The 25,130-nt window shown below is 61.5% G+C and carries 19 protein-coding genes; 13 read left to right on the plus strand and 6 right to left on the minus strand.

Annotation, left to right across the window (positions count from 1 at the left end; all coding sequences use genetic code 11):
- The first annotated feature begins 41 nt into the window (after positions 1–41).
- The 5 genes from ispF to VMH22_09180 all read left to right on the plus strand — a co-directional run bounded on the left by ispF (position 42) and on the right by VMH22_09180 (position 6,779).
- Positions 42–515, plus strand: a complete 474-nt coding sequence (gene ispF / locus VMH22_09160) for a 2-C-methyl-D-erythritol 2,4-cyclodiphosphate synthase (protein HTW91864.1) — start codon at positions 42–44, stop codon at positions 513–515.
- Entirely contained in the window at positions 512–1,186 is a 675-nt protein-coding gene (locus tag VMH22_09165) for a rhomboid family intramembrane serine protease (GenBank protein HTW91865.1), read from the plus strand. Before ispF ends, VMH22_09165 begins: the two co-directional genes overlap by 4 nt.
- The gene (locus VMH22_09170) at positions 1,173–2,687 is read left to right on the plus strand and encodes a glycosyltransferase family 39 protein (GenBank protein ID HTW91866.1); all 1,515 of its coding nucleotides are present in this window, start codon (positions 1,173–1,175) and stop codon (positions 2,685–2,687) included. The genes VMH22_09165 and VMH22_09170 overlap by 14 nt, the downstream gene beginning before the upstream one ends.
- The gene (locus tag VMH22_09175; protein ID HTW91867.1) at positions 2,684–4,285 is read left to right on the plus strand and encodes a glycosyltransferase family 39 protein; all 1,602 of its coding nucleotides are present in this window, start codon (positions 2,684–2,686) and stop codon (positions 4,283–4,285) included. Before VMH22_09170 ends, VMH22_09175 begins: the two co-directional genes overlap by 4 nt.
- Positions 4,286–4,442: 157 nt before the next feature.
- The gene (locus tag VMH22_09180; protein ID HTW91868.1) at positions 4,443–6,779 is read left to right on the plus strand and encodes a hypothetical protein; all 2,337 of its coding nucleotides are present in this window, start codon (positions 4,443–4,445) and stop codon (positions 6,777–6,779) included.
- 51 nt (positions 6,780–6,830) lie between these two features.
- Here the strand turns inward: VMH22_09180 and VMH22_09185 are convergent, their stop codons facing one another.
- The 3 genes from VMH22_09185 to fusA all read right to left on the minus strand — a co-directional run bounded on the left by VMH22_09185 (position 6,831) and on the right by fusA (position 10,796).
- Positions 6,831–8,006: a hypothetical protein gene (locus tag VMH22_09185; GenBank protein ID HTW91869.1), complete on the minus strand. Its 1,176-nt coding sequence runs from the start codon at positions 8,004–8,006 to the stop codon at positions 6,831–6,833.
- Positions 8,007–8,213: 207 nt separating this feature from the next.
- Positions 8,214–8,693, minus strand: coding sequence for a flavodoxin (locus VMH22_09190; GenBank protein ID HTW91870.1), 480 nt, complete (start codon positions 8,691–8,693; stop codon positions 8,214–8,216).
- 18 nt (positions 8,694–8,711) lie between these two features.
- Positions 8,712–10,796: an elongation factor G gene (fusA, locus tag VMH22_09195; protein HTW91871.1), complete on the minus strand. Its 2,085-nt coding sequence runs from the start codon at positions 10,794–10,796 to the stop codon at positions 8,712–8,714.
- A gap of 700 nt (positions 10,797–11,496) precedes the next feature.
- Here fusA and VMH22_09200 point away from each other — a divergent pair.
- Positions 11,497–11,838 carry a hypothetical protein gene (locus VMH22_09200; GenBank protein HTW91872.1) on the plus strand — a complete coding sequence of 114 codons (342 nt, stop codon included), beginning with the start codon at positions 11,497–11,499 and terminating at the stop codon, positions 11,836–11,838.
- A gap of 137 nt (positions 11,839–11,975) precedes the next feature.
- On the opposite strand, the gene VMH22_09205 is transcribed toward VMH22_09200, so the two are convergent.
- Positions 11,976–14,180: a hypothetical protein gene (locus VMH22_09205; GenBank protein ID HTW91873.1), complete on the minus strand. Its 2,205-nt coding sequence runs from the start codon at positions 14,178–14,180 to the stop codon at positions 11,976–11,978.
- A gap of 277 nt (positions 14,181–14,457) precedes the next feature.
- On the opposite strand from VMH22_09205, the gene gcvT reads away from it, so the two are divergent.
- From gcvT to VMH22_09240, 7 genes are all read left to right on the plus strand, one after another.
- The gene (gcvT, locus tag VMH22_09210; protein ID HTW91874.1) at positions 14,458–15,558 is read left to right on the plus strand and encodes a glycine cleavage system aminomethyltransferase GcvT; all 1,101 of its coding nucleotides are present in this window, start codon (positions 14,458–14,460) and stop codon (positions 15,556–15,558) included.
- Positions 15,559–15,675: 117 nt separating this feature from the next.
- Complete coding sequence (gene gcvH / locus VMH22_09215; GenBank protein HTW91875.1) at positions 15,676–16,071, plus strand: glycine cleavage system protein GcvH; 396 nt, start codon at positions 15,676–15,678, stop codon at positions 16,069–16,071.
- A 92-nt stretch (positions 16,072–16,163) separates the two neighbouring features.
- Positions 16,164–17,510, plus strand: a complete 1,347-nt coding sequence (gene gcvPA / locus VMH22_09220; GenBank protein ID HTW91876.1) for an aminomethyl-transferring glycine dehydrogenase subunit GcvPA — start codon at positions 16,164–16,166, stop codon at positions 17,508–17,510.
- A 2-nt stretch (positions 17,511–17,512) separates the two neighbouring features.
- Positions 17,513–17,707, plus strand: a complete 195-nt coding sequence (locus tag VMH22_09225; protein HTW91877.1) for a DUF6485 family protein — start codon at positions 17,513–17,515, stop codon at positions 17,705–17,707.
- On the plus strand, positions 17,707–19,173 hold the full coding sequence (gene gcvPB / locus VMH22_09230) for an aminomethyl-transferring glycine dehydrogenase subunit GcvPB (GenBank protein ID HTW91878.1): 1,467 nt from the start codon (positions 17,707–17,709) through the stop codon (positions 19,171–19,173). The genes VMH22_09225 and gcvPB overlap by 1 nt, the downstream gene beginning before the upstream one ends.
- 5 nt (positions 19,174–19,178) lie before the next feature.
- Complete coding sequence (locus VMH22_09235) at positions 19,179–19,472, plus strand: hypothetical protein (protein ID HTW91879.1); 294 nt, start codon at positions 19,179–19,181, stop codon at positions 19,470–19,472.
- Positions 19,447–21,258: a glutamate mutase L gene (locus VMH22_09240; GenBank protein ID HTW91880.1), complete on the plus strand. Its 1,812-nt coding sequence runs from the start codon at positions 19,447–19,449 to the stop codon at positions 21,256–21,258. Before VMH22_09235 ends, VMH22_09240 begins: the two co-directional genes overlap by 26 nt.
- Before the next feature lie 368 nt (positions 21,259–21,626).
- Here the strand turns inward: VMH22_09240 and nagA are convergent, their stop codons facing one another.
- Together nagA and VMH22_09250 are read right to left on the minus strand one after the other, a co-directional pair.
- Entirely contained in the window at positions 21,627–22,823 is a 1,197-nt protein-coding gene (gene nagA, locus VMH22_09245) for an N-acetylglucosamine-6-phosphate deacetylase (GenBank protein HTW91881.1), read from the minus strand.
- Positions 22,824–22,927: 104 nt separating this feature from the next.
- Complete coding sequence (locus VMH22_09250; protein ID HTW91882.1) at positions 22,928–24,154, minus strand: hypothetical protein; 1,227 nt, start codon at positions 24,152–24,154, stop codon at positions 22,928–22,930.
- Between the last annotated feature and the right edge of the window lie 976 nt (positions 24,155–25,130).

Below are 25,130 nucleotides of genomic sequence, written 5' to 3' on the forward strand. Positions count from 1 at the left end.
GACGTTCAGCACGGACCGCGTCTGGCCACTCGCCATTCCGCATGGGCCTCGGCTTCGACGCCCACGAAATGGTGCGGGGCCGTCCGCTGATGCTCGGCGGCGTCCACGTTCCGTCGGAGCAAGGCCTTGCCGGCCACTCCGATGCCGACGTGCTCCTGCACGCCCTGACCGACGCCCTGCTCGGAGCGCTGGCGTTGCCCGACATTGGCACCCTTTTCCCGGATACGGACGCGAAGTGGAAGGATGCGGCCAGCGAGTTGATGCTCAGGGAGGCATATCGGCGCGTGAAGGCTAGAGGGTATCGGCTCGTCAATGCTGACTGCGTTCTCGTCTGCGACCGGCCCAAGCTGTCTCCGCACTCCGACGCGATACGCGAAAGCATCGCCCGCATGCTCTCCGTACCGGCCGGCAACATTGGCCTGAAGGCCAAGACCACCGAAGGCACGCTCCTGGCTCTCAAGGCCAAGAGCATCGCGGCAATGGCGGTCGTGCTGGTAGCCCCGGCTCGCCCATGATCCCCCTCCGCGACGACATCCGCTCCGAGAAGCGGCCATACGTCACATGGGGGCTGATAGCAGTCTGCACCCTCGTATTCATACGACAGACGCTCACCGAGTTCAAGGACCCGGCTGCCGGCGACCTGATCGTTCGCACCTACGGAATGGTGCCCGCGGTCATCGTGTCGGGTCATCGCCTCTACACCCTCTTCACATCGATGTTCCTCCACGGCGGCTTCTTCCACATCATCGGCAACATGCTCTACCTCTGGATATTCGGCGACAATGTCGAGGATGCTTTCGGCCACTTTTGGTTCCTGATCGTCTACCTGCTTACCGGCGTGGCCGGAAGCCTGCTCCAGATTGTGCTCATGCCCGGCTCGTCGGTCCCGACCATCGGCGCATCGGGCGCGATATCCGGAGTGATGGGCGCGTACTTCGTGCTCTACCCGCGGGCGCGGGTCCTGACCCTGATCCCTATATTCTTCTTTATCCGCCTCATCTACCTGCCGGCCCCGCTTCTGCTCGGGTTCTGGATTCTGTTCCAGGTGCTGTACGGATGCAGTTCGGCGCCGGGCATGGGCGGCGGTGTGGCCTACTTTGCCCACATCGGCGGATTCGTTGCCGGTCTCATACTGGGGCTGGCCGTGCGGAACCGGGTGCGCCGGCCCTGGTATGAAATCAGCTAGCCGGCTGCTCCTCGCAGCTTTGCTGGCCGGTCTCGCGCTGCGTCTCTGCCTGCTGCTGGCCCCTACCGCCTCTTTCGCGACCAAGGTGCTTGAGCCGACCGGTGACTCGCCCGAGTATGTGCGGCTCGCCGGCAACATCGTCCACGGTCATGGCTTCTCTCAGGATTCGATGCCGCCGTACCGACCCGACGTCCTTCGCACGCCCGTCTACCCCATGTTCCTCGCCCTGCCCCTGGCCGTCCTCGGCTCGTCGCTGGTCTGGCCATTGCTGCTCCAGTTGTTGCTTTCCCTTGCTACCATCTGGCTGACACGGAGGCTTGCGCTTGAGCTTGGGCTTGCGCCGGCTGCGGCCTCGCTTGCCGCGCTGCTGGTCGCACTGAGCCCGAACCTTGTCTTCTACTCGATCAAACTCACGACGGAGACGCTCTCCGCCCTGCTGCTGCTTACGACGCTGCTGCTCATCAACCGGTTCCGAGTTCTTCACCGCTGGCAGGAACATGCAGCCTCAGGTATCTGCTGCGGCCTGCTCATCCTGACCCGTCCCATCGCCGTCTTCTTGCCGTTACTCCTCGCCATCTGCATCCTCTGGCTACGTATCATGAAAGTGGCGACTCCCGGCGGAAAACAGGGACTGTCCCGCGCTGAGTCCGACGCAAGCGCTCCGAGGGACTGTCACTCGTTTTCCGCCATCCAAGGGACTGTTCTCGGAACCTCCCCTGCTTTCGTCAGGAATTGGAGATTGGCAATTGGGAACTCCGTTCTGTTCCTCGCCTGCACTTCTCTCGTCGTCCTGCCCTGGGTCATCCGCAATCGACACGCCGGCGGGAAGTACACAATCTCAACCGCGTTCGACTACAACATCTGCGAGTACAGCGGCGCGCTGACCCTTGCCGCCGACAGGCTGATATCGGTAGATGACGCGCGCGACTCGCTGGCAGCCCGGGCACAGGCGCGGTTCGGTCCGCTCGATACCAATGCGCAGGTTTCGTACTGGGCGTCGATGGCCAAAGCAGGTCGGCAGCAGATTTCGGCCCGACCGCTTCTGGCCGTCAAAATACACGCAGCCGGCAGCGCGGGCGGACTACTGATGCCGCTCAGCGTTCGGTCCCTGCGCGTGTTCGCCGGAGCGAACCCGCAGACAGACACGACCGGAGAGCGGCACGTCGCACAGCGAACAGTCCAGTTCGTGGCTCGCGGCAGAATCGGACAGGCCCTCGCGCTCATCTGGAGGGACCGGCTCGCCTCGATGCCGGCGCCGGCCGTTGGCATCCTGCTCTGCGCCGTGCTCTTCCACGCGACACTTCTCATTGCCTTCGCGATAGGCGTGTTCCTGCGGCGCTCGCGTCGCTTGCTCTGGCTGCTCCTGCCGATACTCTACTTCGTGCTCTCCACCGGCCCGGTTGGTGAAGCCCGATTCCGCGTCCCCATCGAGCCGCTCCTCTGCATCATCGCGGCCGTGGCTCTGACCCGGCCGCACCAGGCGCAAACCAAATCGCAATGAACGCGACTCCGGGCCCGGACCGCAAGCGCGTGGCTGCAGCCGACCCGCTCCCTCCGGTCGACAGCTCTGAGCTTGATGTCCATCGTCAGGCATCCGACTTCCTCTTCATGGCGCTACTCCTCGTCATTCTGACCCGACTCGCGTTCATACTCCTGCCGCGCGTCCCGGTCGAAACCAAAGCAGTGGCATCAATCGGGGACAGCGGCGAATACATCGCCCTTGCCCGGAACCTCGTGGCCCATCACACCTTTAGCCGCGATGTCGCGCCGCCGTGGCGTCCCGAACTCTTCCGCACGCCCGCCTACCCGCTGCTGCTGACAATCCCATACATCATCAACCAGCCGGCTTCCCTGGGCCCCCGCCGCGGACTATACCCGCTTCGTCTGCCTCGCTTCATCCTCTTCAGCCTGATCCTGCAGTTTCTACTTTCAATGCTCACCGTCTGGCTCACGTGGCGGCTTGGGCTTGAGCTTGAGCTTGGGCCGGTTCCGGCCGCTCTGGCCGCGCTGCTCGTCGGGCTCAGCCCGAACCTCGCATTCCTATCGTCCAAGCTGATTTCCGAGGCCCTGTTCATCCCGCTGCTCCTCATCTTTGTCCTGCTGTTCAACCGCTTCCGCAGTACCGGACGTGCCGCTGACATCATCGCCGCGGGCATCTGCACGGGTCTCCTCATTCTCACCCGCCCGATCGCCACCTTTTTTCCTCTACTGCTTGCGGTCTACATCTTCTGGCTGGCGGCGCGCAGGAGGAAGTGGGTCACGGGAATCAGCAACGCGGTGCTCCTCCTCGCTGTTACCTCCGTGACCATCTTACCCTGGGTCATCCGCAACGGCGTCCGCACCGGCCGCTACATCATCTCCACCGCGTCGGAGCACAACGTCTACTTATACGACGCCGCGACTGTGCTGGCTGCGGAGAACGGCACGACTATCGCGCAGGCACGCGACTCAATGATGGCGCAGGCGGTAAGACAGTTCGGGCAGATTGACACGAACGACGAGGCGACCATGTGGCAGAAGCTGGCCGCGGTTGCCCGGCCGCATCTGCTCCGCAGACCCGCGCTCGCGGCTTCGGTGTGGCTGATGGGAGTGGCCGAAGATTTCGTGAGTCCGATCAGCATGGGCCCGCTGCTGATTCACGCCGGGGGTCTGCCCGCGCAGGGCAGCGCCAACCTGTTTCAGTCGTCGCTCGGCCTGCTTGCCAAAGGGAAGGTCATTCAGGCGTTCCGGACCGCATGGCAGGTGCGGCTAAGCGGTGCCTCGACGTTCATCCTCGCGGTCCTGGCACTTGCGGCCTTGTTCAACTTCATTCTCATCATGTTCGGGCTTGTAAGCCTCTTCCTGCGGCGCACCCGCGGCCTGCTCTGGCTCCTCCTGCCGATTCTCTACTTCACGCTTGTGACCGGCACGGTCGGTGACGCCCGATTCCGCGCCCCAATCGAGCCCCTCCTCTGCTTCTTCGCCGCGGTCGCGCTCATTCGGCCTCCGCGGCCGGCTCCTTCCCGTACCCAGGCCCAGCCGGTGCGGAGGACCGCGAATCTCGACGAAGGGAGTTGCTCAGTCGGCCTCGCCCAGCCCGGAATCCGCCCCACCGCATAACCCGCTGCCGACACCGGGGCGACTGTCTTCGCGGAACGCGTCTTTCAAGCGATATCCCGGCCGTACCTCGCCCCTCCCGTCCCTTGACACCTCCGTCCGCGAACTTATCATGTTCGCGTCTCATGAGGTCCACAGATCAGTCACAGGAGGAAGAGTAATGCGAATACCCGTTCTGGTCACAGCTATCTGCCTGGCACTGGTCGTGTCCTCACCCTGTATCGGCCAGTCGCTGCACAAGGTCATTCCGCTGCCGGATACGTTCTTCAACGACGGCGGCGCGAACATGGTGACCTACAACCCGGTCAACAACCAGTTCTACTTTGCCAGCGACGGCGATTCAATGGTCCTCGCAATCGACGGGACGACCTTCGCGAAGGTTGCGCTGTTGCACCTCGACTTCGATGTCACCGCGGTCGGCTGCAACCCGAAGACGGGCAAGGTCTACATCGGCACGTTCAAGGACAGCGTCGCCGTGATTGATGGACATACCAATCGGATATTGACCTACGTCGGGTGTGGAGGGGACCCCTGCTGCTTCGGCTTCGACACGCTGCTGAACAAGGTCTACTGCGGCGGCGACAACGGCATCACGGTGCTGGACGGCAGCACCGACAAGGAGCTTACGACCATCGACGTTGGCGGGGCAGGCACCGGGGCTTTCTGCTGCGTCCCAGGTGCCTCGCGAATCTATTGCTGCACCGACTGCGGCCCCGCGATAATCGACTCGAGAAGAGACAGCGTTATCATGCCGGCTTCCGGCTCGTCTGAGTTGGGATCGCTGGGGGTCGAATGGAGCCCGAAGGAGAACCGGGTATACGTCGGCTCGGATGAGACGCTCTGGGTCATCGACGTGGCCGGCGACTCCGTGCGCAAGCGTCTGGTGCCGGACACCGAGGGGTGCTGCGCGGGCGCACTGGTCTACAACCCGTCGCTCGACCAGGTGTATACGCTCGACGCCGAGAGCGGCGACCTGATGGTATTTGACTGCGGCAGAGATTCCCTTGTCGACCGGATACCGATGGTTTCACAGGCTCCTTCGTACGCCTGCGGACTGTGTGCCGACCCGTTTGTCGGCAAGGTCTATTGCGTTGACTGGGACGAAGAGGGCGGCCTCGTGACCTCGTGCGACGTCAGGGCAAGAACACTCGACCACGTGCGCGCGGGTGATGACCCGGTCGCGCTCGCCGCGAGCACGCGCGAGCGCAAACTCATGTGCGCCGACGACGTCAATCTGGACGTCTTGGTGCTGAGTACGGCAAGTGACAGCCTCCTGGCGACGGTCGCGCTCACTGACTGGTCGACCGCTGTCGCTGCCTCGCCAAGAACGAACAAGCTCTACGTCAGTTGTTTCCGCGGCGGGCTGTTGGCCCTCGACCCGCTGAGCGGGGCCCTGGTGTCACGCCTTGGTACCTTCAATACGCTCTGGTCGCTCTGCTTCGGCCTCGGGGGCAGCAGGCTGTACGCCAGTCCGGAAAGCGACCAGGAATCGCTGCTGGTCTTCGACACCAAGACCGATTCGCTGGTCGGACGACTTTCACTCGGACCGGTTGGACAGGGGGGCCTGACCCACCTCGTGGTCGACGAGGAGCGCGCCAGAATCTACTGCCTGAACGACTGTGACTCGGCGGTCGCCATTGTCGACCAGACCAACTGCACGGTCAAGGGTCATGTCATCCTGGCCGGCTCGCCGGGATGTGCCTGCCTCGACTCGGCCGCCGGACGGCTCTACGTGTCAAACACACGGTGGGATTGCATACTGTCGGTAATCGACTGCTATCGCGACTCGATTGTGGCGAATATCAGTCTGCCGTGCCCTGCGGCTGCCATGTGCACTAATCCCGGCCGCTCTGAGGTTTATGTTTCGCTGGGAGACAAGCTCATGGTATTCGATGGAATCAAGGATAGCGTCGTGGCAGCTATCGTGGCAGGCAGCGGGCACCTTGGCAGCTTCTGTCTCGACCCGGCCGACGACCGCGTCTACTGCGCGGTGGGGACTGACAAAGTCGCGGCCGTGGACTGCGCGACGCGGAAGGTCGTGGCAACCATCCAGGTAGGCTACCAACCGGACAATCTCTGGTACAATGCCGCCAGCGGCCACATCTTCTGTACCATGAGCGAGGCCGGTTCCATCGCGGCCATCGACCCGATACGTGAGTCGGTCGTGGCGGAAATCCCGATCCGCGCCTGGCCCTGCGGCTTCTCTGCTTCTCACACCGGCGAACTGGTCTTTGTAAACTCGCAGTGTAACTTCATCACCGTGGTCGGTGACCAGTTGCCCGCGAGTCCGATGACCGCGAAGACCGGCGGGGCGTTGTTCAAAGGCACCGTCTACCTGCGAGGCGGCGACCCGACTCGAATCGTGAACTCGGCCGGCCGCTGCGTCCGGACACTCGTTCCCGGCAGCAACGACATCACCGGTCTCGCCGCCGGCGTCTACTTCGCACTGCCCCAGACGCAGAACAGCAAGCCCGCGAAACTCGTCGTAATCAAGTAGCGCCGGTGTCGCAGCAAGGCGGTCGGCGGCTCAGGCCGCCTGTCCGTGATGCTAGAATCGGACTGTGAGGAGACGCAGGTTGAAGTTGACGCCCGTCCCGCCGCCGGCGCAGTCCGGACCGATGTAGGCCAGGGCCGGGCCCGCGAACCGTTGACGTCCATCCGACAACTCGTCGTCAAAGTCGGTGTAGTTGTAGCCGATTGTCCCGACGACGCCGGCGGCAACCGCCGGGATGAGCCGCGCGAACGGATTGTCATCCAGTTGCTTGCTGAACCCGGTGAGAGCGCCGACGCCGACCACGGCGGCAGTTCCCAGGGCCGCGCCGAGGTAGCCGATCCAGAACTCGTTCTGGCGGTGCATTATCAGGGCGGAGGCATCTATGCCGATCATGCACGCAACCGGATAGATAACACCGATATCCATGAGTCGGTCGGCCGTCCGGTCGTCGGAGGATTTCTGACCGAGGGAATCGGCCTTGTGGTGCAACCAACGGGGCAGGATCAGACCTCCGGCAGCACCCAACGCAGTGCCGCAGGCCGCTTCAATCGGCATCGTTCGCCACCGGGTTGACCGCCTCTCCGACATGTCACCAGTTGAGAGCGCTTCGTTCGTGACTTCGCTGTTCCCGACCGATAGCGACATCGACGGCCACCGCCAGCCCTGCAGCCAGACCAGTCCATTGTATCCAAGCACTGCCCCGACGCTGCCAACTGCGGCCGGCACCAGCCGTCGCAACACCGTATTCCCGGTCCGGGCATATGTGTATTCACCAAGGGGCTCGGCCGCGACCTCCGCGATGCCCCCCACGGCAAACCCGAACCAGAGGACACGTTCCTGCCCCACAGCCAGGCCGACGGCATCGCACCCCGCCGCGCAGGCAAACGGAGTACTGACAGCTATCAAGGTGACGAGATTCACGGAGCCGATGAGAGCGTCGAGGCCGGTGTGAGTAAGGGGAATCTGGAGATTGCCGACGTGGTCCTTCAGGACGCCGACGCCGGTCCCGACCGCGGTCCCTGCACCCCACTCCAGTGTGGCGGCCCACCATGTCAACTCGGGGCCATCCATGTCCTCTTCCGCGAACCGCCACGGGTCGACCTCCTGCCCTCGGACGCAAGGTACCCACAGCAGCAGGAAGGGCATCAACAGAAAAAGGCCATGCGCGACGAGGTTCCGGACCCGGCCGGACCCATCTGCGCCGTTGGCCATCATTGATATTTTAGGCACCGCTCGCCGCGTGTCAACCGCGCCACAAGCGCAGTGGAATGACCCCATGTCCGCCCCGCAGACACAAGGGGTCCGGCCCCGCGCAAGTGACTTCTGCAACTCCGTACCGATCAGCCAGTCGTTGATGTCCGCTGCCGGCACGACAAGCGGAACCCGCCGGGCATGGAGCCCGGCGGGCAAATGCGTCAGGCGGTTTTGAGGCGGGGGCTAGATTCCGGAGACGAACGTTTCGACCGCGGCCGTGTGACGCCCGCCTTTGACCTCGGCATTCCTGAGGGCCTGCGTCGCCACCGGCTGCTGTCCGCACAGCTCAGTCATTCCCTGCAGAGTGCCCTCTGTGCCGCTGCCGCCAAAGGTCACGAAGAACGCAACCCGCTTGAACTTACCCTTGTTCTGCGTGAGGTAAGTCCTCAGCGGGCTCGCCATCGAACTCGCCCAGACCGGCGTGCCCAGCACTACCACGTCGTACTGCCCCGGGTCTTTGGCGGTCGGCCGGATTTCAGGCAGGGTCTTGCGCATGGCCTCGCGCCCGGAGCGCAACCAGCCAAAGAGTCCCTTGCGGCTGCGCACGTCCTGGATGCCCTCGATGTCGCACTTCAACTTGGCGGCTATTAACTCCGCCACTTGTCGCGTCGTACCGCCTCGGGAATAATAGACCACCAACCGCTTGCTGTTTGTCGTACTCAAGAGAACACCTCGACTTGGCTATTTCTGAGCGGCTTCTTTTTCGCGCTTGGACTCTTCGATTACCTTCTGCGTCGTCTCGCGCGGAGCCTCTTCGTAGTGCGAGAACTCCATCGTGAAGAATCCGCGCCCCTGGGTCATCGAGCGGAGGCTGTTCGAGTACTTGTACATCTCGGCCATTGGGGCCTGGGCCTTGATGACCTGCAGGTTGCCCTGCACTTCCATGCCCATGATGCGGCCGCGCCGGGCGTTCATGTCGCCCATCACGTCGCCGGTGAACTGGTCGGGGACCGTCACCTCGACGTTCATGATCGGTTCCAGCAGCACGAGCCCGGCCTTTTCGCAGCAGTTCCGGAATGCAAGCGAGCCGGCCAGCTTGAAGGCGATATCGGAGGAGTCAACGTCGTGGTAGGAGCCGTCGAAGACGACCGCCCGGATGTCCATCATGTGGTACCCGGCCAGCACGCCCTTCTCCATCGTCTCGACGATGCCCTTTTCAATCGGCGGGATGAACTTGGTCGGAATCGAGCCGCCCTTGATCTCGCTCACGAACTCGAACCCGGTACCGCGCGTCACCGGCTCCAGCCTGAGCCAGCAGTCGCCGAACTGGCCGCGGCCTCCGGTCTGCTTCTTATGCCGTCCCTGGGCCTCGCACTTCTTGGTGATGGTCTCGCGGTAGGGAATGCGGGGCTTAACCAGGTCGACCGTGACGTCGAACCGGCGCTTGAGCCGGGCGACCAGTACGTCGAGGTGCAGCTCGCCCATGCCGTTGATGAGCTGCTGCGCGATCTCGGCGTTGAACTCGTACGAGAACGTCGGGTCCTCCTCGCGCAGCCGGGAGAGGCCGGTCGACACGCGCTCCTCGTCGCCCTTGGTGTGCGGGACGATAGCGACGGAAATGCAAGGCTTGGGGAAGGCGACGGGCGGAAGCTTCGCCGGCTGGCGCCGGTCACAGAGCGTGTCGCCGGTGTGAGTTTCCTTCAGCTTTACCAGCGCGCCGATCATACCGGTAGTCAGTTTGTTGACCTCGATCCGCTCCTTGCCCTTCACCACGTACATCTGGTTGACCTTCTCCTCACGCTCGGTCGTGGCATTCAGGACAACGCCGCCGGTTTCCAGCCTGCCGCGGAACACGCGGACCAGGCTCATGTCGCCGACGTGGGCCTCGGAAATGGTCTTGAATATGAAGGCGCAAACCGGTCCGTTCTCATCCGGCTTAATCTCGAGCGCCTCGCCCGACTCGGGCTTGGTCGCGGCCTGAGGCGGCATGTCGAGCGGGCCGGGCAGCACGTCCACCGCCAGGTCGAGCAGCACGTCGGCGCCGATCTGGGCAAGCGCGTCTCCGCAGACCAGCGGATAGACGACGCCGGCCTTGATGCCCTTCCGGACCGCGGCGCGCATTTCATCCGGCGCGATGCTGCCGCCCTCGATGAACTTCTCCATCAGGGTTTCATCGACCTCGGCCGCGGCCTCAACCAGCTTCTCCTTCCACTGGCTGATGGCGTCGGCCATGTCCGCCGGCACGGGAATCTCCTTGCGCACACCGTTGCTGTAGCTGTACGCCTTGTCGTTCAACAGGTCGACGACGCCGCTCAGCCCGGCTTCCTTGCCGATCGGCAGGAATACCGGCGTGACGCGCGTACCGAAGGCCTTGCGCAGGTCCTCGGCCGAGGTGTCGAAGCTGGCGTGTTCCTTCGTAAGCTTGTTGAGGAAGACCGCGCGGGGCAACTTGGCATCGTCGAGCCGGCGCCATGTCATCTCGGTGCCGACCTCGACTCCGGAAGAAGCGTCGACGACAACGATGCCGTTATCTATCGCCCTCACGCCGGATACGACACTGCCGAAGAAGTCCGCGTAACCCGGAGTGTCTACGAGGTTTACGAGCGTATCCTTCCAGTCGCCGTGTCCGAGCGACAGATTGATGGATATCTTGCGGCTGATCTCGTCCTCGTCGTAGTCCAGGAGTGATGACCCCTCGGCCACCGAGCCGAGCCGGGTGTTCTGCTTCATTGCGAGCAGCAGCGCCTCGCAGAGCGAGGTCTTGCCCGAACTGGCATGGCCGAAGAAGCCTAGATTGCGGATCTTTTCCGCAGTGTACTCTTTCAAGGGGTCCTCCTGAAGTATTGTCTAAAAGCTGAGCGGTATCATACCGAAACCTTCAGGCAAGTCAATCGCAGGTGGTCATTGACGCGCCCCGGCGCTCGGCGGCGCGGCTTCCTGCACCGCGGTTTCTAATCTCAAATCGTACGGTTCGATTGTGACGACACGTATCTCTGACTCTGCCTCGCATCGTACCTCTCATTGCAGGTCAGAAAGTGCCGGCCAAAGTTCCGTCCAAGGTATCGTCAACTGTATGGTGAACTACGTCAGTCAGTATGTCGTCAACTGCGTAGCGAATTGCGTCCGGAACTGAATAGGGAATTGTTCGCGGCATTCTATCGCGCATCCTCCGAGAAACTGCTCGCGACATTGTCCCCGTCATTATCCGCGACATTCTTCGACTCAATGTTCGCGTCAAAGTTCGACTGATTGTGGGCTCAAACGTGTCTGGCAACGTGTCGGCTACTGCAGCCCCTTAGGCAGTCTCCGGGCCGAGGCGTGGACGGCAGAATTGTGGTCAGGTGTCCGGCCCTCACCACATATTGTGGACCTCCCAGACCCCCAAATGCGCACCTCGGCTCGCCAAATCCGGCCCAAGATGACCGGAAGACAGGTATTTCCGGCCAGAATGACATCACGTAAGTCACGCATTTCCCGTCCAGGGGTCGTTGGGGGGAGGTCTACCCCGGACCTTGTCCCGGCGCTTATGGCGGTGCTTATCCCGACGCTTATCCCGATGCTTATGTCGGCGCTTATCCCGATGCTTATGACGGCGCTTGTCACGACGCTTATGACAGCGCTTGTCACGATGCTTATGACAGCGCTTGTCACGATGCTTGTGACAGCGCTTGTCACGATGCTTGTGACAGCGCTTATCACGACGCTTATGGGGGCGCTTATCCAGACGCTTATGACGGTGCTTATCCCGGCGCTCATGGGAGTGCTTATCCCGACGCTTCTGAGGGTGCTTATCACGGCGCCGGATTTCAGCCGCAACGGCCCTGCGGCACTCGGCTTGACCGCGGGACAGTCCTTGGAAGCTTTCTGACGTGTAGGCTGAGCTCTTCGAAACCTCGATGAATACTTGGGACAGTTGTATCCTTCTATCGTCCGCGTTCAGTCTCACGCAAACATGAAGGCTGCCCGCGTGGGTGCGGGCAGGCTGAAAGAGAGAAGCTGTTTGTCCTACTTGGTCAGGACAACCTTGGAGACGCTGGACGCTTGACGCCTCACGCCCGACGCCTGACGGACAAAGTACACGCCCGGAGCCAGCGCCCGCACATCATTCGCGCCGGCTCTCAGGTTCATCACCTTCCGCCCGCTGACGTCCAGCAGTTCGGCCCTGTATGCTGTATGCTGTCTACTGCCTACTTCCAGATTCAGCACTCCCCTCACAACGCTCGCCCCCTTCCGCGCCTGCGCCAATCCGAGTTGCTTCGGCTCGGCGACTGCGACCTGCGTGGACTCGAAGACCCAGACGCCAGCGCCATAGCACGACGCATACACATAGGGCGCGGAATAGGTCAGACGCATCGCGACATCCGCCACAGGGCTAGTCGCCAAGACCCGCATGTTGTGCGGGCTCGACACGTCTAGCAGAAGCACAGCATCCTGACACGCGACGTACGCCAGGCTGTCCGTCACTACGACGTCATATGCGTTGAACACCCCGCACAGCGAATCGACTGGGAAGGGCATGGTCGGCCTGGCAACGTTGTAAACGTAGAGGCCACCGTCCGCCAAGTACGCCAGCGTGTCCTTCACGAACACCCCGTTCGCTCCATGCAAGATGCTGTCGACCACAACCGGGTTAGTCGGGTCGGCTACGTTGATAATAGCAAACGGGTAACTAGCAACGTACGCAAGCGAGTCGACTAGACTCAGTCCGTAGGAATCATCTCCCAACACGCAGCTCCCCACCAGCACCGGCTGGCGCGGGCGGGCGACATTGACGACATTGAATCGTAGGTAGCCCACCAGGTAGACAAACGTGTCACGCAAGACCATGTCCTCTGGGATGGTTTGAACAACTCCGCTGCCGACTTGCGTGGGCCGTGTTGGGTCGCTAACGAGCATGCTACGAAAGAACGGACTGGGATTCCAGCCAACGAACACAAAGCTGTCTCGACCAGCCGCCGACCAGCAGGTCGAAACTGTGGAATCGATTCCCCCAAGTTCGACTGGTCGCGCCGGGTCAGTCACATCTAGGATTCTGAGTCCGCCCTGATAGTCAGCTACGTATGCCCTGTCTCCATCCAGCGAGACATCCTGTGCAACATCAGCCTTCAGGACGCTCGTATCGTAGACTGGGGCATTGATGTTGGCCATGTCTATTGTCGCCAGCCCCTTCATGTCAGCAACGTAGGCCCAGTTGGAAGCCCAATCTGCCCATACCGCATAGTTGTCGCCCGGCGTCGCGCAGGACGAGACAACGCGCGGATGTGCTGAGTCTTGAATGTCCACAATCGTGAACTCATAGGCCGGATTCTGATACCCGGAAACAAACGCGAACGGCCCGCTGAGGTGAACGCCCCAGCCGCCGACGCTATCTATGGAGCCTATTCTCGTGACGTTGGCCGGGTCCGAGATGTCTAGGACATCGAATCGGAAGTGGTCGTCGAGCGTGCTCCAATAGATGGAGGCAACGCAGATGTTGCCCCGCGCATCAGCCGCAAGGGCATAATTCGCGTACGTGCCGACCCGCTTCGGAACCGCCGGGTTCGACACGTCGATGAACCCCAGCACGTCATTGAGTTCTCTCGCTACCGCAACCGTCGCCGTCGCCGTCGCGACGTAACCGCTGTCCTGGCACGTGCCGAGCAGGCGAGGATTCACGGTGTTGCCGATGCTGTAGGAATAGAACGTACCGTAACTGGCAAAGTAGAGAAAGGTATCGTAGACGGCAAAGTCACCGACCCCGTACGGAATGACGTTGCGGTAGACCGGATGCGTCGAGTCGGCGATGTTCCATATCTCGATGCCGTTCCCGCAGGTCAAGAGGAACGAGTCATGCAGCGCTGTCTGCCTTGGAATGAAGTTGAGTTGTATCTCGGAAAGCACAATCGGGCTGTCAGGCTTGGCGAAGTTGAGGAGTGCGACCTCGCTGCCGAGCGTCAGCGCCACGAGGTTTCCTCTGCCGGTCACCTCATTCGACTCGCCGCGGCCGTACTTGCCCACAAGCCGTAACCCCGTGGATGCCGACTCCGGCTTGTGATACTCGGTGTAGCGCGAAGCATCCAGCCCACGCTTCTGCAGCCACTCCGCCCTGAACCTCGCCGGCATCCGCGCCAGCGACTCCTGCACGGCGGGACTCTCCTGGAACCCCGGCACTCCGGCCAGAGCGACGGCGGCCAGGAGCGCACCGAATAGAACAGCCACCGGTCTGTTCATAGGGTCAGTGTAACACGCTTGGACCTCGGGTCAAGCGGCGGAATGTCCACAGAGCCGATATTGAAGCCACGAAAGCACGAAAGACACGAAACGAACGGGTGCAGGATGCCACGAGTCCGCTTCACTCCGTTTTCGTGTCTTCGTGGCCATCTATCTCGGATTCAGGGATGTCCCGGCCCCGGAATCTCCCGGCCTCGTGGCCGCAAACAGTGTCCGAACTGCCGGCTTCGGCCCACGATTCTTGACTCTGGTGCTGCTTCGGATAAGATAGCCGCCCATGCTCAAATTGACACCGTTCCATGACCGGCATCTGGCGGCAGGCGGCAAGATGGTCGACTTTGCCGGGTATGACCTGCCGGTCCAGTTCCACGGAATCATACCAGAGCACATCCGGGTGCGCACGACTGTCGGTGTGTTCGACGTTTCCCACATGGGCCGGATAGAAGTCCGCGGCAAGGACGCGCTCGCCTTCGTCAACCGGGTGACGACGAACGACGCGAGCAAGCTGGCGGTCTACCAGGCTCAATACTCGGTCCTCTGTTATCCGGACGGAGGCATCGTCGACGACCTGGTGGTTTACCGGTTGCCGGATTGCTACTTTCTAGTCGTGAACGGCGCGAACAACGAGAAGGACACTGCCTGGCTGCGTGAGCATCTGTCGGGCGATGTCCGGATGGACAACATAACCGACACCCAGGCCCAACTGGCCATCCAGGGCCCTAAGGCCGAGGCGGTCATGCAGAAGATATGTTCCATCCCGCTCTCACCCATCGGGTTCTACTGGGCCGCACACTGCGAGGTCGCAGGTGTGAAGGCGCTCGTTTCCCGGACCGGCTACACGGGCGAGGACGGATTCGAGGCGTACTTCCCGGCCGCGAGCGCGCTGGAGGTTTGGGACTCGATATTCGAGGCCGGCAAGGAGTTCGCCATCGAACCCATCGGGCTCGGCGCCCGCGATACGCTCCGGATGGAGATGAAGATGGCCTTGTACGGCAACGATATCGACAAGACCACGAACCCGATTGAGGCAGGTTTGAGCTGGGTCGTAGCCTTGGACAAGCCGGAGGGCTTTGTCGGCTCCGATGTGCTCAAGAGAATAGAAGAGGAGAAACCGGCACGCAGGCTGGTCTGCCTGGAAATGCAGGACCGCTCGATTGCCCGGCCGCACTACAACATCACGGCCCAGGGACAGACGGTCGGCTCCGTAACCAGCGGCACCCTCTCGCCTTCGCTGAACAAGGGCATCGCTCTGGGCTATGTGAAGCGCCAGTTGACCAAGGCAGGGACCGAAGTTCAGATTGACATCCGCGGCCGCAACGCCGCCGCGCTCATCGTAAAGCCGCCGTTCTACAAGCAGGGCTCCCGGAAACCGAACTAAGACAGGATGATTACCACAAAGACACCAAGACACGAAGCCACCCGGATTTCGGGACCTCTTTGTGCCTTTGTGCCTTGGTGGTTAGTCCCTTCCGTCTCCGCAATTAGAGGAGGATAGATGGCCAGTTTCCCTAACGATCTTAAGTATGCCAAGACCCACGAGTGGCTGAAGCTGGATGGCGATATAGCGACCATCGGCATAACCGACTTCGCCCAGGGCGAGCTGTCGGATATCGTCTACGTCGAGATAACCGCCCTCGGCAAGGCCATCAAGCGCGATGAGCCGATCGGCACCATCGAGGCCGTGAAAGCGGTTTCCGACCTCTACTCGCCGGTCTCCGGGCAGGTCCTGGAGGCCAACGAGTCTTTGAAAGACTCCCCGGCAACCGTGAACCAGGACCCGTACGGCGCCGGCTGGATGGCCAAGATCAAGCTCTCCGACCCGAGCGAGCTGAAGAACATGCTCGACGTCGCAGCCTACGAAGAGCTGGCCCGGAAGTCCGCGCACCACTAGAACCATTGATGATTCTAGATTGCAGATTGCAGATTTACGGGCTCCGGTTCGGAGAATCTAGAGTCTCAAATCTAGAATCCTAAATCCCGCCCGTGCGTTACACTCCCCACACCGAGGAAGACCGCAAGCTGATGCTGGACCGGATCGGCGTCGGCTCGGTCGAAGAGCTCTTTGCTGGCATCCCGGCGGACATCCGTCTCAAGCAGCCGCTCAATCTGCCCGAACCCCTGTCCGAGCCCGAGGCTGTCTGCGTGCTTTCCAGCCTTGCCGCGGCCAATGTCGGTTCCGGACAACTGACCTGCTTCGCCGGCGGCGGGGCCTACGACCACTACATCCCGGCTATCATCGACACCGTCCTGTCGAGAGCCGAGTTCTACACCGCCTACACGCCCTATCAGGCTGAGGTCAGCCAGGGCACGCTCCAGGCAATCTACGAGTTCCAGTCGCTCGTCTGCCGTCTCTATGGCATGGACGTCGCCAACGCCTCGATGTACGACTGCGCGACGGCGCTGGCGGAGTCGGCTCACATGGCGCGTGACATCAGCCACCGGGCCAGAATCCTGGTGGCGGCAGGCATCAATCCCACCCACGTCGAGGTGGTCAGAACCTATGCCCATGGCCTGAACATCCCGATTGACGTTGTGCCCCTGTCCGGCAATACGACCGACCTCGACGCACTGGCCCGGATGTGCACTCCGGACGTGGCCGCGCTGGTAGTCCAGCATCCGAACTTCTTCGGCAATCTCGAGCCGGTCCGACGCGCCGCCGAGATCGTACATAAGGCGGGCGCCTTGCTGGTCGTTTCCGCTGACCCGATATCGCTGGGGGCGCTGGAGCCGCCCGGGACGTATGGCGCCGACATCGCCGTCGGCGAGGGCCAGCCGCTCGGCATCCCGTTGAGCTTCGGCGGCCCCAACCTCGGCATGATGAGCGCGAAGAAGAAGCTCATCCGTAACCTGCCCGGCAGGATAGTTGCGCGGACGGTGGACACCGAGGGCAAGCCCGGCTTCGTTCTGGCGCTGCAGACGCGCGAGCAGCACATCCGGCGCGAGCGGGCAACATCGAACATCTGCACGAACCAGGCGCTCTGTGCCCTGGCCGCGAACGTCTACCTGGCCACGATGGGCAAGACCGGAATCGCCGAAGTAGCGCGGCAGTGTATGGCGAAGGCGCACTATCTTGCCCGGGGCATTGCCGACGTTCCCGGGTTCGACACCGAAACCTCTGGCCCATTCTTCAAGGAGTTCGTGGTGCGTACGCCGGTTCCGGCCTGTGACGTGGTCGAGGCCGGGGTCAAACGCGGGCTCCTCGCGGGGATTGCGCTCGACCGGTTCAACCCCGAGTGGAAGAACCGGCTGCTCGTGGCGGTCACCGAGAAGCGGACCAAGGCTGAGATGGACGCCTATTGCCAATTCCTCAGGCAGGATTTCGCGAGGTAGTGATGGAATGCAACCTGAAGGCCAACCGGCAGAGCTGCACCTGCACCTACGAGCCCTGTTCGCGCAAGGGGAAGTGCTGCGAATGCATATCATTCCACCGGGTCAGTGACGAGCTCCCGGGATGTCTGTTCTCTCCGGAGGTGGAACGCACTTACGACCGTTCTGCCGCACGGTTTGTCGCGGCGAGGAAGAACTGATGCCCGAGAAGACGCTGTTCGAACTATCACGCCCGGGCCGGCAGGCATGGTCCCTGCCCAGCCTTGACGTACCGGCGGTAGATGCCGGCGACGCGGCCCGCAAGGACAACGACCTGCCGGAGCTGAGCGAGGTCGACGTTGCCCGGCACTTCACGCGGTTGTCAATCATGAACCATCACGTGGACAAGGGGTTCTACCCGCTCGGCTCGTGCACCATGAAGTACAACCCGAAAGTGAACGAGCTGACGTCCCGCATGCCCGGCTTCACCGGGCTTCACCCGCTCGAACCGGAGACCCTCACGCAGGGCGCGCTGCGCCTGATGTACGAGCTGGCCCGGATGCTTGAGGAGATTACCGGATTCGATGCCGTCACCCTTCAGCCGGCGGCCGGCGCTCACGGCGAGTTGACCGGCATCATGATGGTGCGGAAGTACTTCGAGAAGCGGGGGGAACCGCGCGACGTCGTTCTCGTGCCGGATTCGGCTCACGGCACCAATCCGGCCTCGGTGACCCTGTCCGGATTCAAGGCGGTCCAGATCAAGTCGAACGACAAAGGCGAGATCGACCCGGATGAGCTGGAGCGCGCCTGCTCCAGCTGCGTCGCCTGCCTGATGGTCACCAACCCGAACACACTCGGCATCTTCGAGCCTCAGGCGAAGAGAATCTGCGACATCATGCACAAGCAGGGCTCGCTCGTCTACCTGGACGGCGCCAACCTCAACGCCTATGTCGGCGTGCACCGTCCGGCCGACGCCGGGTTCGACGTGATGCACATCAACCTGCACAAGACGTTTTCGACCCCGCACGGCGGCGGCGGCCCCGGCTCCGGCCCGGTTGCGGTCACCAAGGCGCTCGAGCCGTTCCTGCCCAAACCAGTGGTAAGGAAGGGTTCAGGGGTTCAAGGGTCCAAGGGTTCTAGTTCGGAACCCGAACCCCTCTTCTACCTCGACCATGACCGGCCCGATTCCATCGGCCGCGTCATGGGTTTCAACGGGCAGTTCGCGGTCCTCGTGCGTGCCTACACCTACATCCGCATGCTCGGGGCTCCCGGGCTCAAGGATGCAGCCGAGAGCGCCGTCTTGAACGCCAACTACGTCCGGGCGGAGCTGGAAGGCGTCTACGACCTGCCCTACAAGGATCGGAGCCTGCACGAAGTAGTCTTCTCCGGCACGAACCTGCGCGAGTATGGTGTCAAGACGCTCGACGTTGCCAAGCGCCTGCTCGACTATGGGATGCACGCGCCGACCATCTACTTCCCGCTGATCGTGCCCGAGGCCCTGATGATCGAGCCGACCGAAACCGAGTCGCGGGAATCGCTCGATGGCTTCATCGCCGCGATGAAACAGATTGCGGACGAGGCCAGGACCAATCCGGCTATCCTGCACGACGCCCCGGTCACCACGCCGGTGCGCCGTCTGGACGAAGCCAGGGCGTCACGCGAACTGGACGTCAATTGGAGAGCTTAGGCCTTATGTTCGCTTCCGACATATCCGCCGAACGAAGTGATGAGATCCTGACCAAGATAGCGCAGAAGGTCGTGGACCTGAGGCTGACGCCGGTCGCGGTGGTGATGCTTGAATCCAGCAAACCACTGTCGTTCGTCGGATCACAGTTGATGGTCTTCCTTCAGCCGATAGTAACCACAATCTTCCCGTTCCGGCAGTACGATGAGGTATCGGCCCTGCTGGAAGACCGGGCGAATGTCGAAGCGCTGATTCAGAAGATAGAGAAATTGGAGGATGGCAGAAGTGATCGAAAAGGATAAGATTACCAGGATTCTTGCTACCGACTGCGGATCGACTACCACCAAAGCCATCCTGATTGAGAAGCGCGGCACCGAGTACCGCCTCAGTACGCGCGGCGAGGCGCCGACCACGGTGGAGGCGCCGTTTGAGGACGTGACCCGCGGCGTGCTGAACTCCGTGATGGAAGTCGAAGAGCTCTCCGGCGTGAAGCTGCTGGACGGCGAGACCATCATCAAACCGAAGAAGGGCGACAAGGAAGGCACCGACGTCTACATCTCGACCTCATCGGCCGGCGGCGGCCTGCAGATGATGGTTGCCGGGGTAGTCTTGACAATGAGCGGCGAGAGTGCGGCGCGGGCTGCGCTAGGCGCGGGCGCCATCGTGATGGACGTCATCGCGTCGAACGACGGTCGACTCCCGCACGAGAAGATTGAACGCATCCGCACCTTGCGTCCGGACATGATTCTCCTTTCCGGCGGCATCGACGGCGGGACCATCTCACACGTCGTCGAGCTGGCAGAGCTCATCGCTGCCGCCGACCCCAAACCGAGGTTCGGCGTCGGCTACAACCTGCCGGTCATCTTCGCCGGCAACACGGACGCACGCGAGTTGGTGCTCAAGACTCTGCGCGACAAGAGTGCCATCGAGGTGGTCGAGAACATCCGGCCGGTGCTCGAGCGGGAGAACCTGCGGCCGGCGCGCAACAAGATCCACGACCTGTTCATGGAACACGTCATGGCGCACGCCCCCGGCTACCGGAAGCTGATGGAATGGACCGATGTGCCCATCATGCCCACCCCGGGCGCGGTCGGGCTCCTGATTGAGAACATCGGCAAGTCCCAGGGCATCGCCGTTCTCGGCGTCGATATCGGCGGGGCCACGACCGACGTGTTCAGCGTGTTCCAGGGCGTATTCAATCGCACGGTTTCCGCCAACCTCGGCATGTCGTATTCGATATCCAATGTGCTGGCTGAGGCCGGCGAGAAGAACATCATGCGCTGGCTGCCGATGGAAATGTCGGCCGCCGAGGTCCGCAACCGCATCCGCAACAAGATGATTCGACCGACCACCATCCCTTCAACCCTCGAAGACCTGAAGTTGGAGCAGGCCATTGCCCGCGAAGCGCTGAGGCTGGCCCTGGTCCATCACAAGTCGATGGCGGTCGGACTCAAGGGCGTGCAGCAGGAACGAACGATTTCCGACGCCTTCGCGCAGTCGCGTACCGGCGAGACACTCGTAAGCATGATGGACCTGAACCTCGTCGTCGGTTCCGGCGGCGCGCTCTCCCACGCACCGCGCCGGGTCCAGTCAGCGATGATGACGATGGACGCATTCCAGCCTGAGGGCGTGACGCGCCTGACGGTCGACTCCATCTTCATGATGCCGCACCTTGGCGTACTGACCGAAGTCCATCCTGAGGCGGCCTACGAAGTCTTCGAGAAGGACTGCCTGATTCACCTCGGCACTTGCATCGCGCCGGTCGGTGAGGGCAAGGACGGCGGCCGTTGCGTGCATGTCAAGGTGGTCAAGGCGGATGGGAAAGAGATGGAGGCCCGGGTTGAGTTCGGCAACATCGCCATCCTGCCGTTGGGTGTGGGAGAATCCGCTCAGGCAACCATCAGCCCCGAGCGCGGATTCGACGTCGGTGCCGGGGCCGGCAAGGCACATGAAGCGAAGGTCGAGGGCGGTCTCGTGGGGGTCATCATCGACTGCCGTGGGAGACCTCTGGTTCTGGCCGAGGACGACAAGACGCGAATGGAAGCTCTCCGCAAGTGGGCGATGCAGCTCGACGCGTATCCGGCGTGATTTCTCCGGAACACAGACAGTCGACCGCAGACCGCTAGCAACCAACCGCTGACCACAGACCAGTCGGAGCAATTGACACTCGTCAAACTGTAATGGGACGACGACCGAGGCTAGAGTCCAGCAATTCGCAGTCCACGGGCCTGATTCTGCAATGTATGGCCGCAGGCCGCCAGCGGTCAGCCCACGCGACCGGCGAATCCCGTCCTGAGTCCGGCCGCCAAGAAGTGACTGTGGGCCGTCGTAGAAACGGCTCTCCGCATTTCATCAACGAAGCCGTCAGAATGACACCGGTGCAAGTGACGCTACTGCAGCGGTTGCTGACGGCCGCTTCTGCATGCGGCCTCAGGTCAGCCCCAAACAGGGGTCGCTCAACAGCCCCTCTCTACCTGCCCCCCTCCCCTTGCGTACGCCACGCTTCCCCCGATGATAGTATAGGCCACTCGGCCGTCAGCATCCACGATTGCGATATCCGCATCAGAGCCAACGGCGATCTCCCCCTTTTGGGGGTACAGATTCAGCTCTTTGGCCGGATTTGCTGTCACCATTGGAAGAACGTCAGTCATGCTCAAGCTCGACCATGAGAGAACATTGCGGATTGCCTGGTCGAGCGTCAACACGCTGCCGACGAGCTTTCCTTTGGGCCCCCACGTTCTCCCGTCCCGTATCTCCACCCTGAAACCGCTGGGGTTGTCGAACCCATCCATGTCAGTGCCCGCCGCCTTGCACGCGTCCGTCACAAGGCAGACCTTGCTACGTGGTTTCAGACGCATAATGCCAAGCACGTTGGCGGCTGCTACATGATGGCCGTCGGCGATGACCTCGACGCTGCATCTGTCATCACAAAGTGCCGCTCCAGCGAGCCCCGGGTCTCTTCCGGTAATAGACGCCATACCATTGAATAGGTGCGCCACATGTCTGCATCCCGTGGCCATCGCATTCACGGCCTGATCGTACGTGGCACCGCTGTGCCCTAGAGACACGACTACGCCTGCGCGGAGAAGACGGTCGATAACCTTGTTGCTCCCTTTGAGCTCCGGCGCCAGGGTCATTATCCTAAGGGCTCCACCAGCAAAGTCGAGGCATCTGTCAACGACCTGTGTTGAAGGAAGAGAAAGGCCGTTCCCGTATATTCCTCCTTTGTACTTCAGATTCAGGAACGGGCCCTCCATGTGGATGCCGAGGATGTTCGCGCCTGTGGTGGGGGCCTGCATGACCTCATTTATCGAATGACAACTGAGTCTTAGGTTCTCATCGCCGAGGTTCGTGAGAGTGATCAGCAGTGACGTCACGCCGAATCTCGCGTACGTGCTCGCCATCACCCTGATCGCGTCCGCAGTCCCCTCACGCGAATCCCTTCCGCCGCCTCCGTGTACGTGAAGCTCGATGAAGCCGGGCATGACGACAAGATCAGAGCAGTCAATTGTTGAGCCCGAGGTTTTGCAGGGATCGCTGGACTCGACAATGGCCGAGATGATACCGTTCTCGCATACAACCGAGCGACGACCTAGGACATCTCCGCTGGCGCGAACGAGTCCGTTCCTTAGTACAAGCCTCTGACTCTGCATGTTTGGCCCTCCAGTCCGTCAAATCCGGTCCGGATCGCAGCCATGCCTGGTGACAGGCATTGACCGCGTACCCTTTGCGTTCATCTTGGGCGGATGATCACTTGTCACCTGTACTTCGGGTTTGCCCTTGCGAGATATGGCCGCTTCTTGGTCCTATCCAAGACGATGTTCTCGTAGCAGTACCAGTTGCCGTCTGCAGGAAAGAAGAAAGGCGGCAGTCTGCTGATATAGCTGCGACTGAGCTCTCTTGTCCTCTCAATGATTGCGCTGGAGTCCACACCGAAGTGCTGTCTAATGACCTCGATCAACGGTGTGATGAAGTACTCGCCTAGCTTGAAATCGAACATGAAGCTGTGCTTGATGTTGTAGTTGTACTGCCCTCGCTGGATGCACTTGTAGGGAGCGCTGCGAAATTCAGCATTGATGTGCAAGTCCTCAGCCAAAGACAGGTCCTTGTCGACCGACTCCAAATCACGGATTACTATCCCCACCACCATGCAGTCTGAATTCAGTCCTATCAGGGCATTCTGGGCGTGGAACTCGAGCTCCAAGGCGCAGTTAAGGAGAAGCTCAAAGTGGCAAACAATGAGTGGTGAGATAATGGACTCGAATAGGTAATCGTCGGGCGCCTTGTTCTGCGAATTCACGAGTTGGACCAGCAGCGGAGGGTCCTCTTCGTGCTTGATGTCCTTTGAGAACAGAGAGAAAGCAGGCACGCCGACGTGTAGCTTATTCGGACGCGGGAAAGGTGTGGCCTCACGGTACACCATCCCCCACTCATACTTGCCTGTCTTGGTTGGCAATGACACGACTCTGGCTCCGGGCTCTTCTAGGAACAGAAACTGCCTTGGCAGCTTGCTGGCCTGGACGGCTTTCCTGATGATCTCTGTAAGTTCCACACTGGAAATCGCATGGTTGCGCGTGATCTGCCGGTCAATCCTGCCTATCAGACCCTTGTAGTTCAGCTTGACGTACCCGGGCCGATCTGGGTTGAGGATCTCGACAGTTCTTGAACTGGAGGTCGGCAAGACGCAGAAATCTGAAACACGGATTGATTCACAGCAGGACGTGACCAACTCGTTCTCCGCCATGTCGGGGTGCAATAGGATTTCAGCGTCGCCGAAGAAGCCGGGAATGTCCCCGTAATCGGAAAGCATGTCCTTGGCGAACTTCGCGGCGTAGAGGTTGAAGGCTGTGGCCGGACCCCTTGGATTAGTCATAACCGACGTGTTGTACATCCATGTAAACCCGCTGGGCGACCCATCATTCACGTATCGTTCCATGTACCGCCTCGCCGCAATCGGGTCCCGTAGGATGTCCTTGATCAGCACAGACTCATCCTAGCGATCTGTATTGATGACATGAGGAACATAATCCTCTCATCGACTCTGCTAGACCGGAGCCGGCCCTCAGTCCCCAAGAGCCTCGGGGTTTCTGGGCACACAGAGCTAGTCCCGAAACTCGCTCACACGGGCTTCGGGCCACAATTGTTTGGGTGTAGCGCGAGACAGTATCACAACAGACGCTAGTGTCTGCGTGCGACGGGCTGGTTTTCAGACAAGCTCCACATTACCAAACTCCAAATCCTCAAGTCATGACGGAATTGATTCACCTTCGGCAGTGACTATACGCCCGCAGAACCGCATGTCAAGCGCTGCCAGAATCGCGCGTGAGCGAAGCCGTGGCGGTACCAGTCGCCGGCGGGAGAACGCGCGTCGGCTGCGCGAGTATCCAGCGACAACACGTGCCCATTCGACTCGCCGATTTCCCGAAACGACCCGGCCTCGGTTTGCCGGTGCCACATGGCAGCTTGCCGAGCAGAACCGGAGACCTGACACGGCGGAATGGACCGTGAGGCCGGAACCGGACAGCTACCAGATCTCCTTCCATCTCTCCTCCCATCCCTTCGTGTCCGCTCTTGCGACTGCGGCAAGTGCACTCACGAAGATTCGAGCGGGATGGCTTGAAGGCAAGCACAAGGCATACAGCATTCGGTACACAGCAGACAGCAGATAGTACACAGAGGCAGCCGAGAGTATCATCGAAAGATGTGGAAGAAGGTTGTAGCCGTGTCTGCGAGGCAGCCGCGCCATGGGCAGCCATCGCAGACACGGCCAAAGGCACGGGCTTCCGCAGAGCAGCATGGTTATCCAAGTGCGATTTGCCGTGGCATCCTCCCTTCCTCCGTGTTGACCTCATGACTCAATGTAACGCCACACGTTGGGGACGAAACACTAAGGAAGCAGACCGAAGAAGACGTCCTGCCGATCAACCTGGGAACCGTCCCCGGAGTGGTTACCAGGGCGA

The organism is bacterium (assembly GCA_035505375.1).
Lineage (GTDB): Bacteria > Hydrothermota > Tepidihabitantia > Tepidihabitantales > Tepidihabitantaceae > UBA2258.

Coding starts and splice junctions, on each gene's coding strand:
- ispF (HTW91864.1), top strand. CDS start 42: ATGGGCCTCGGCTTCGACGCCCACGAAATGGTGCGGGGCCGTCCGCTG.
- gcvPB (HTW91878.1), top strand. CDS start 17,707: ATGCCCGAGAAGACGCTGTTCGAACTATCACGCCCGGGCCGGCAGGCA.
- VMH22_09235 (HTW91879.1), top strand. CDS start 19,179: ATGTTCGCTTCCGACATATCCGCCGAACGAAGTGATGAGATCCTGACC.
- VMH22_09175 (HTW91867.1), top strand. CDS start 2,684: ATGAACGCGACTCCGGGCCCGGACCGCAAGCGCGTGGCTGCAGCCGAC.
- VMH22_09180 (HTW91868.1), top strand. CDS start 4,443: ATGCGAATACCCGTTCTGGTCACAGCTATCTGCCTGGCACTGGTCGTG.
- VMH22_09205 (HTW91873.1), bottom strand. CDS start 14,180: ATGAACAGACCGGTGGCTGTTCTATTCGGTGCGCTCCTGGCCGCCGTC.
- VMH22_09225 (HTW91877.1), top strand. CDS start 17,513: ATGGAATGCAACCTGAAGGCCAACCGGCAGAGCTGCACCTGCACCTAC.
- VMH22_09165 (HTW91865.1), top strand. CDS start 512: ATGATCCCCCTCCGCGACGACATCCGCTCCGAGAAGCGGCCATACGTC.
- VMH22_09200 (HTW91872.1), top strand. CDS start 11,497: ATGGCGGTGCTTATCCCGACGCTTATCCCGATGCTTATGTCGGCGCTT.
- VMH22_09170 (HTW91866.1), top strand. CDS start 1,173: ATGAAATCAGCTAGCCGGCTGCTCCTCGCAGCTTTGCTGGCCGGTCTC.
- nagA (HTW91881.1), bottom strand. CDS start 22,823: ATGCAGAGTCAGAGGCTTGTACTAAGGAACGGACTCGTTCGCGCCAGC.
- gcvH (HTW91875.1), top strand. CDS start 15,676: ATGGCCAGTTTCCCTAACGATCTTAAGTATGCCAAGACCCACGAGTGG.
- gcvT (HTW91874.1), top strand. CDS start 14,458: ATGCTCAAATTGACACCGTTCCATGACCGGCATCTGGCGGCAGGCGGC.
- VMH22_09240 (HTW91880.1), top strand. CDS start 19,447: ATGGCAGAAGTGATCGAAAAGGATAAGATTACCAGGATTCTTGCTACC.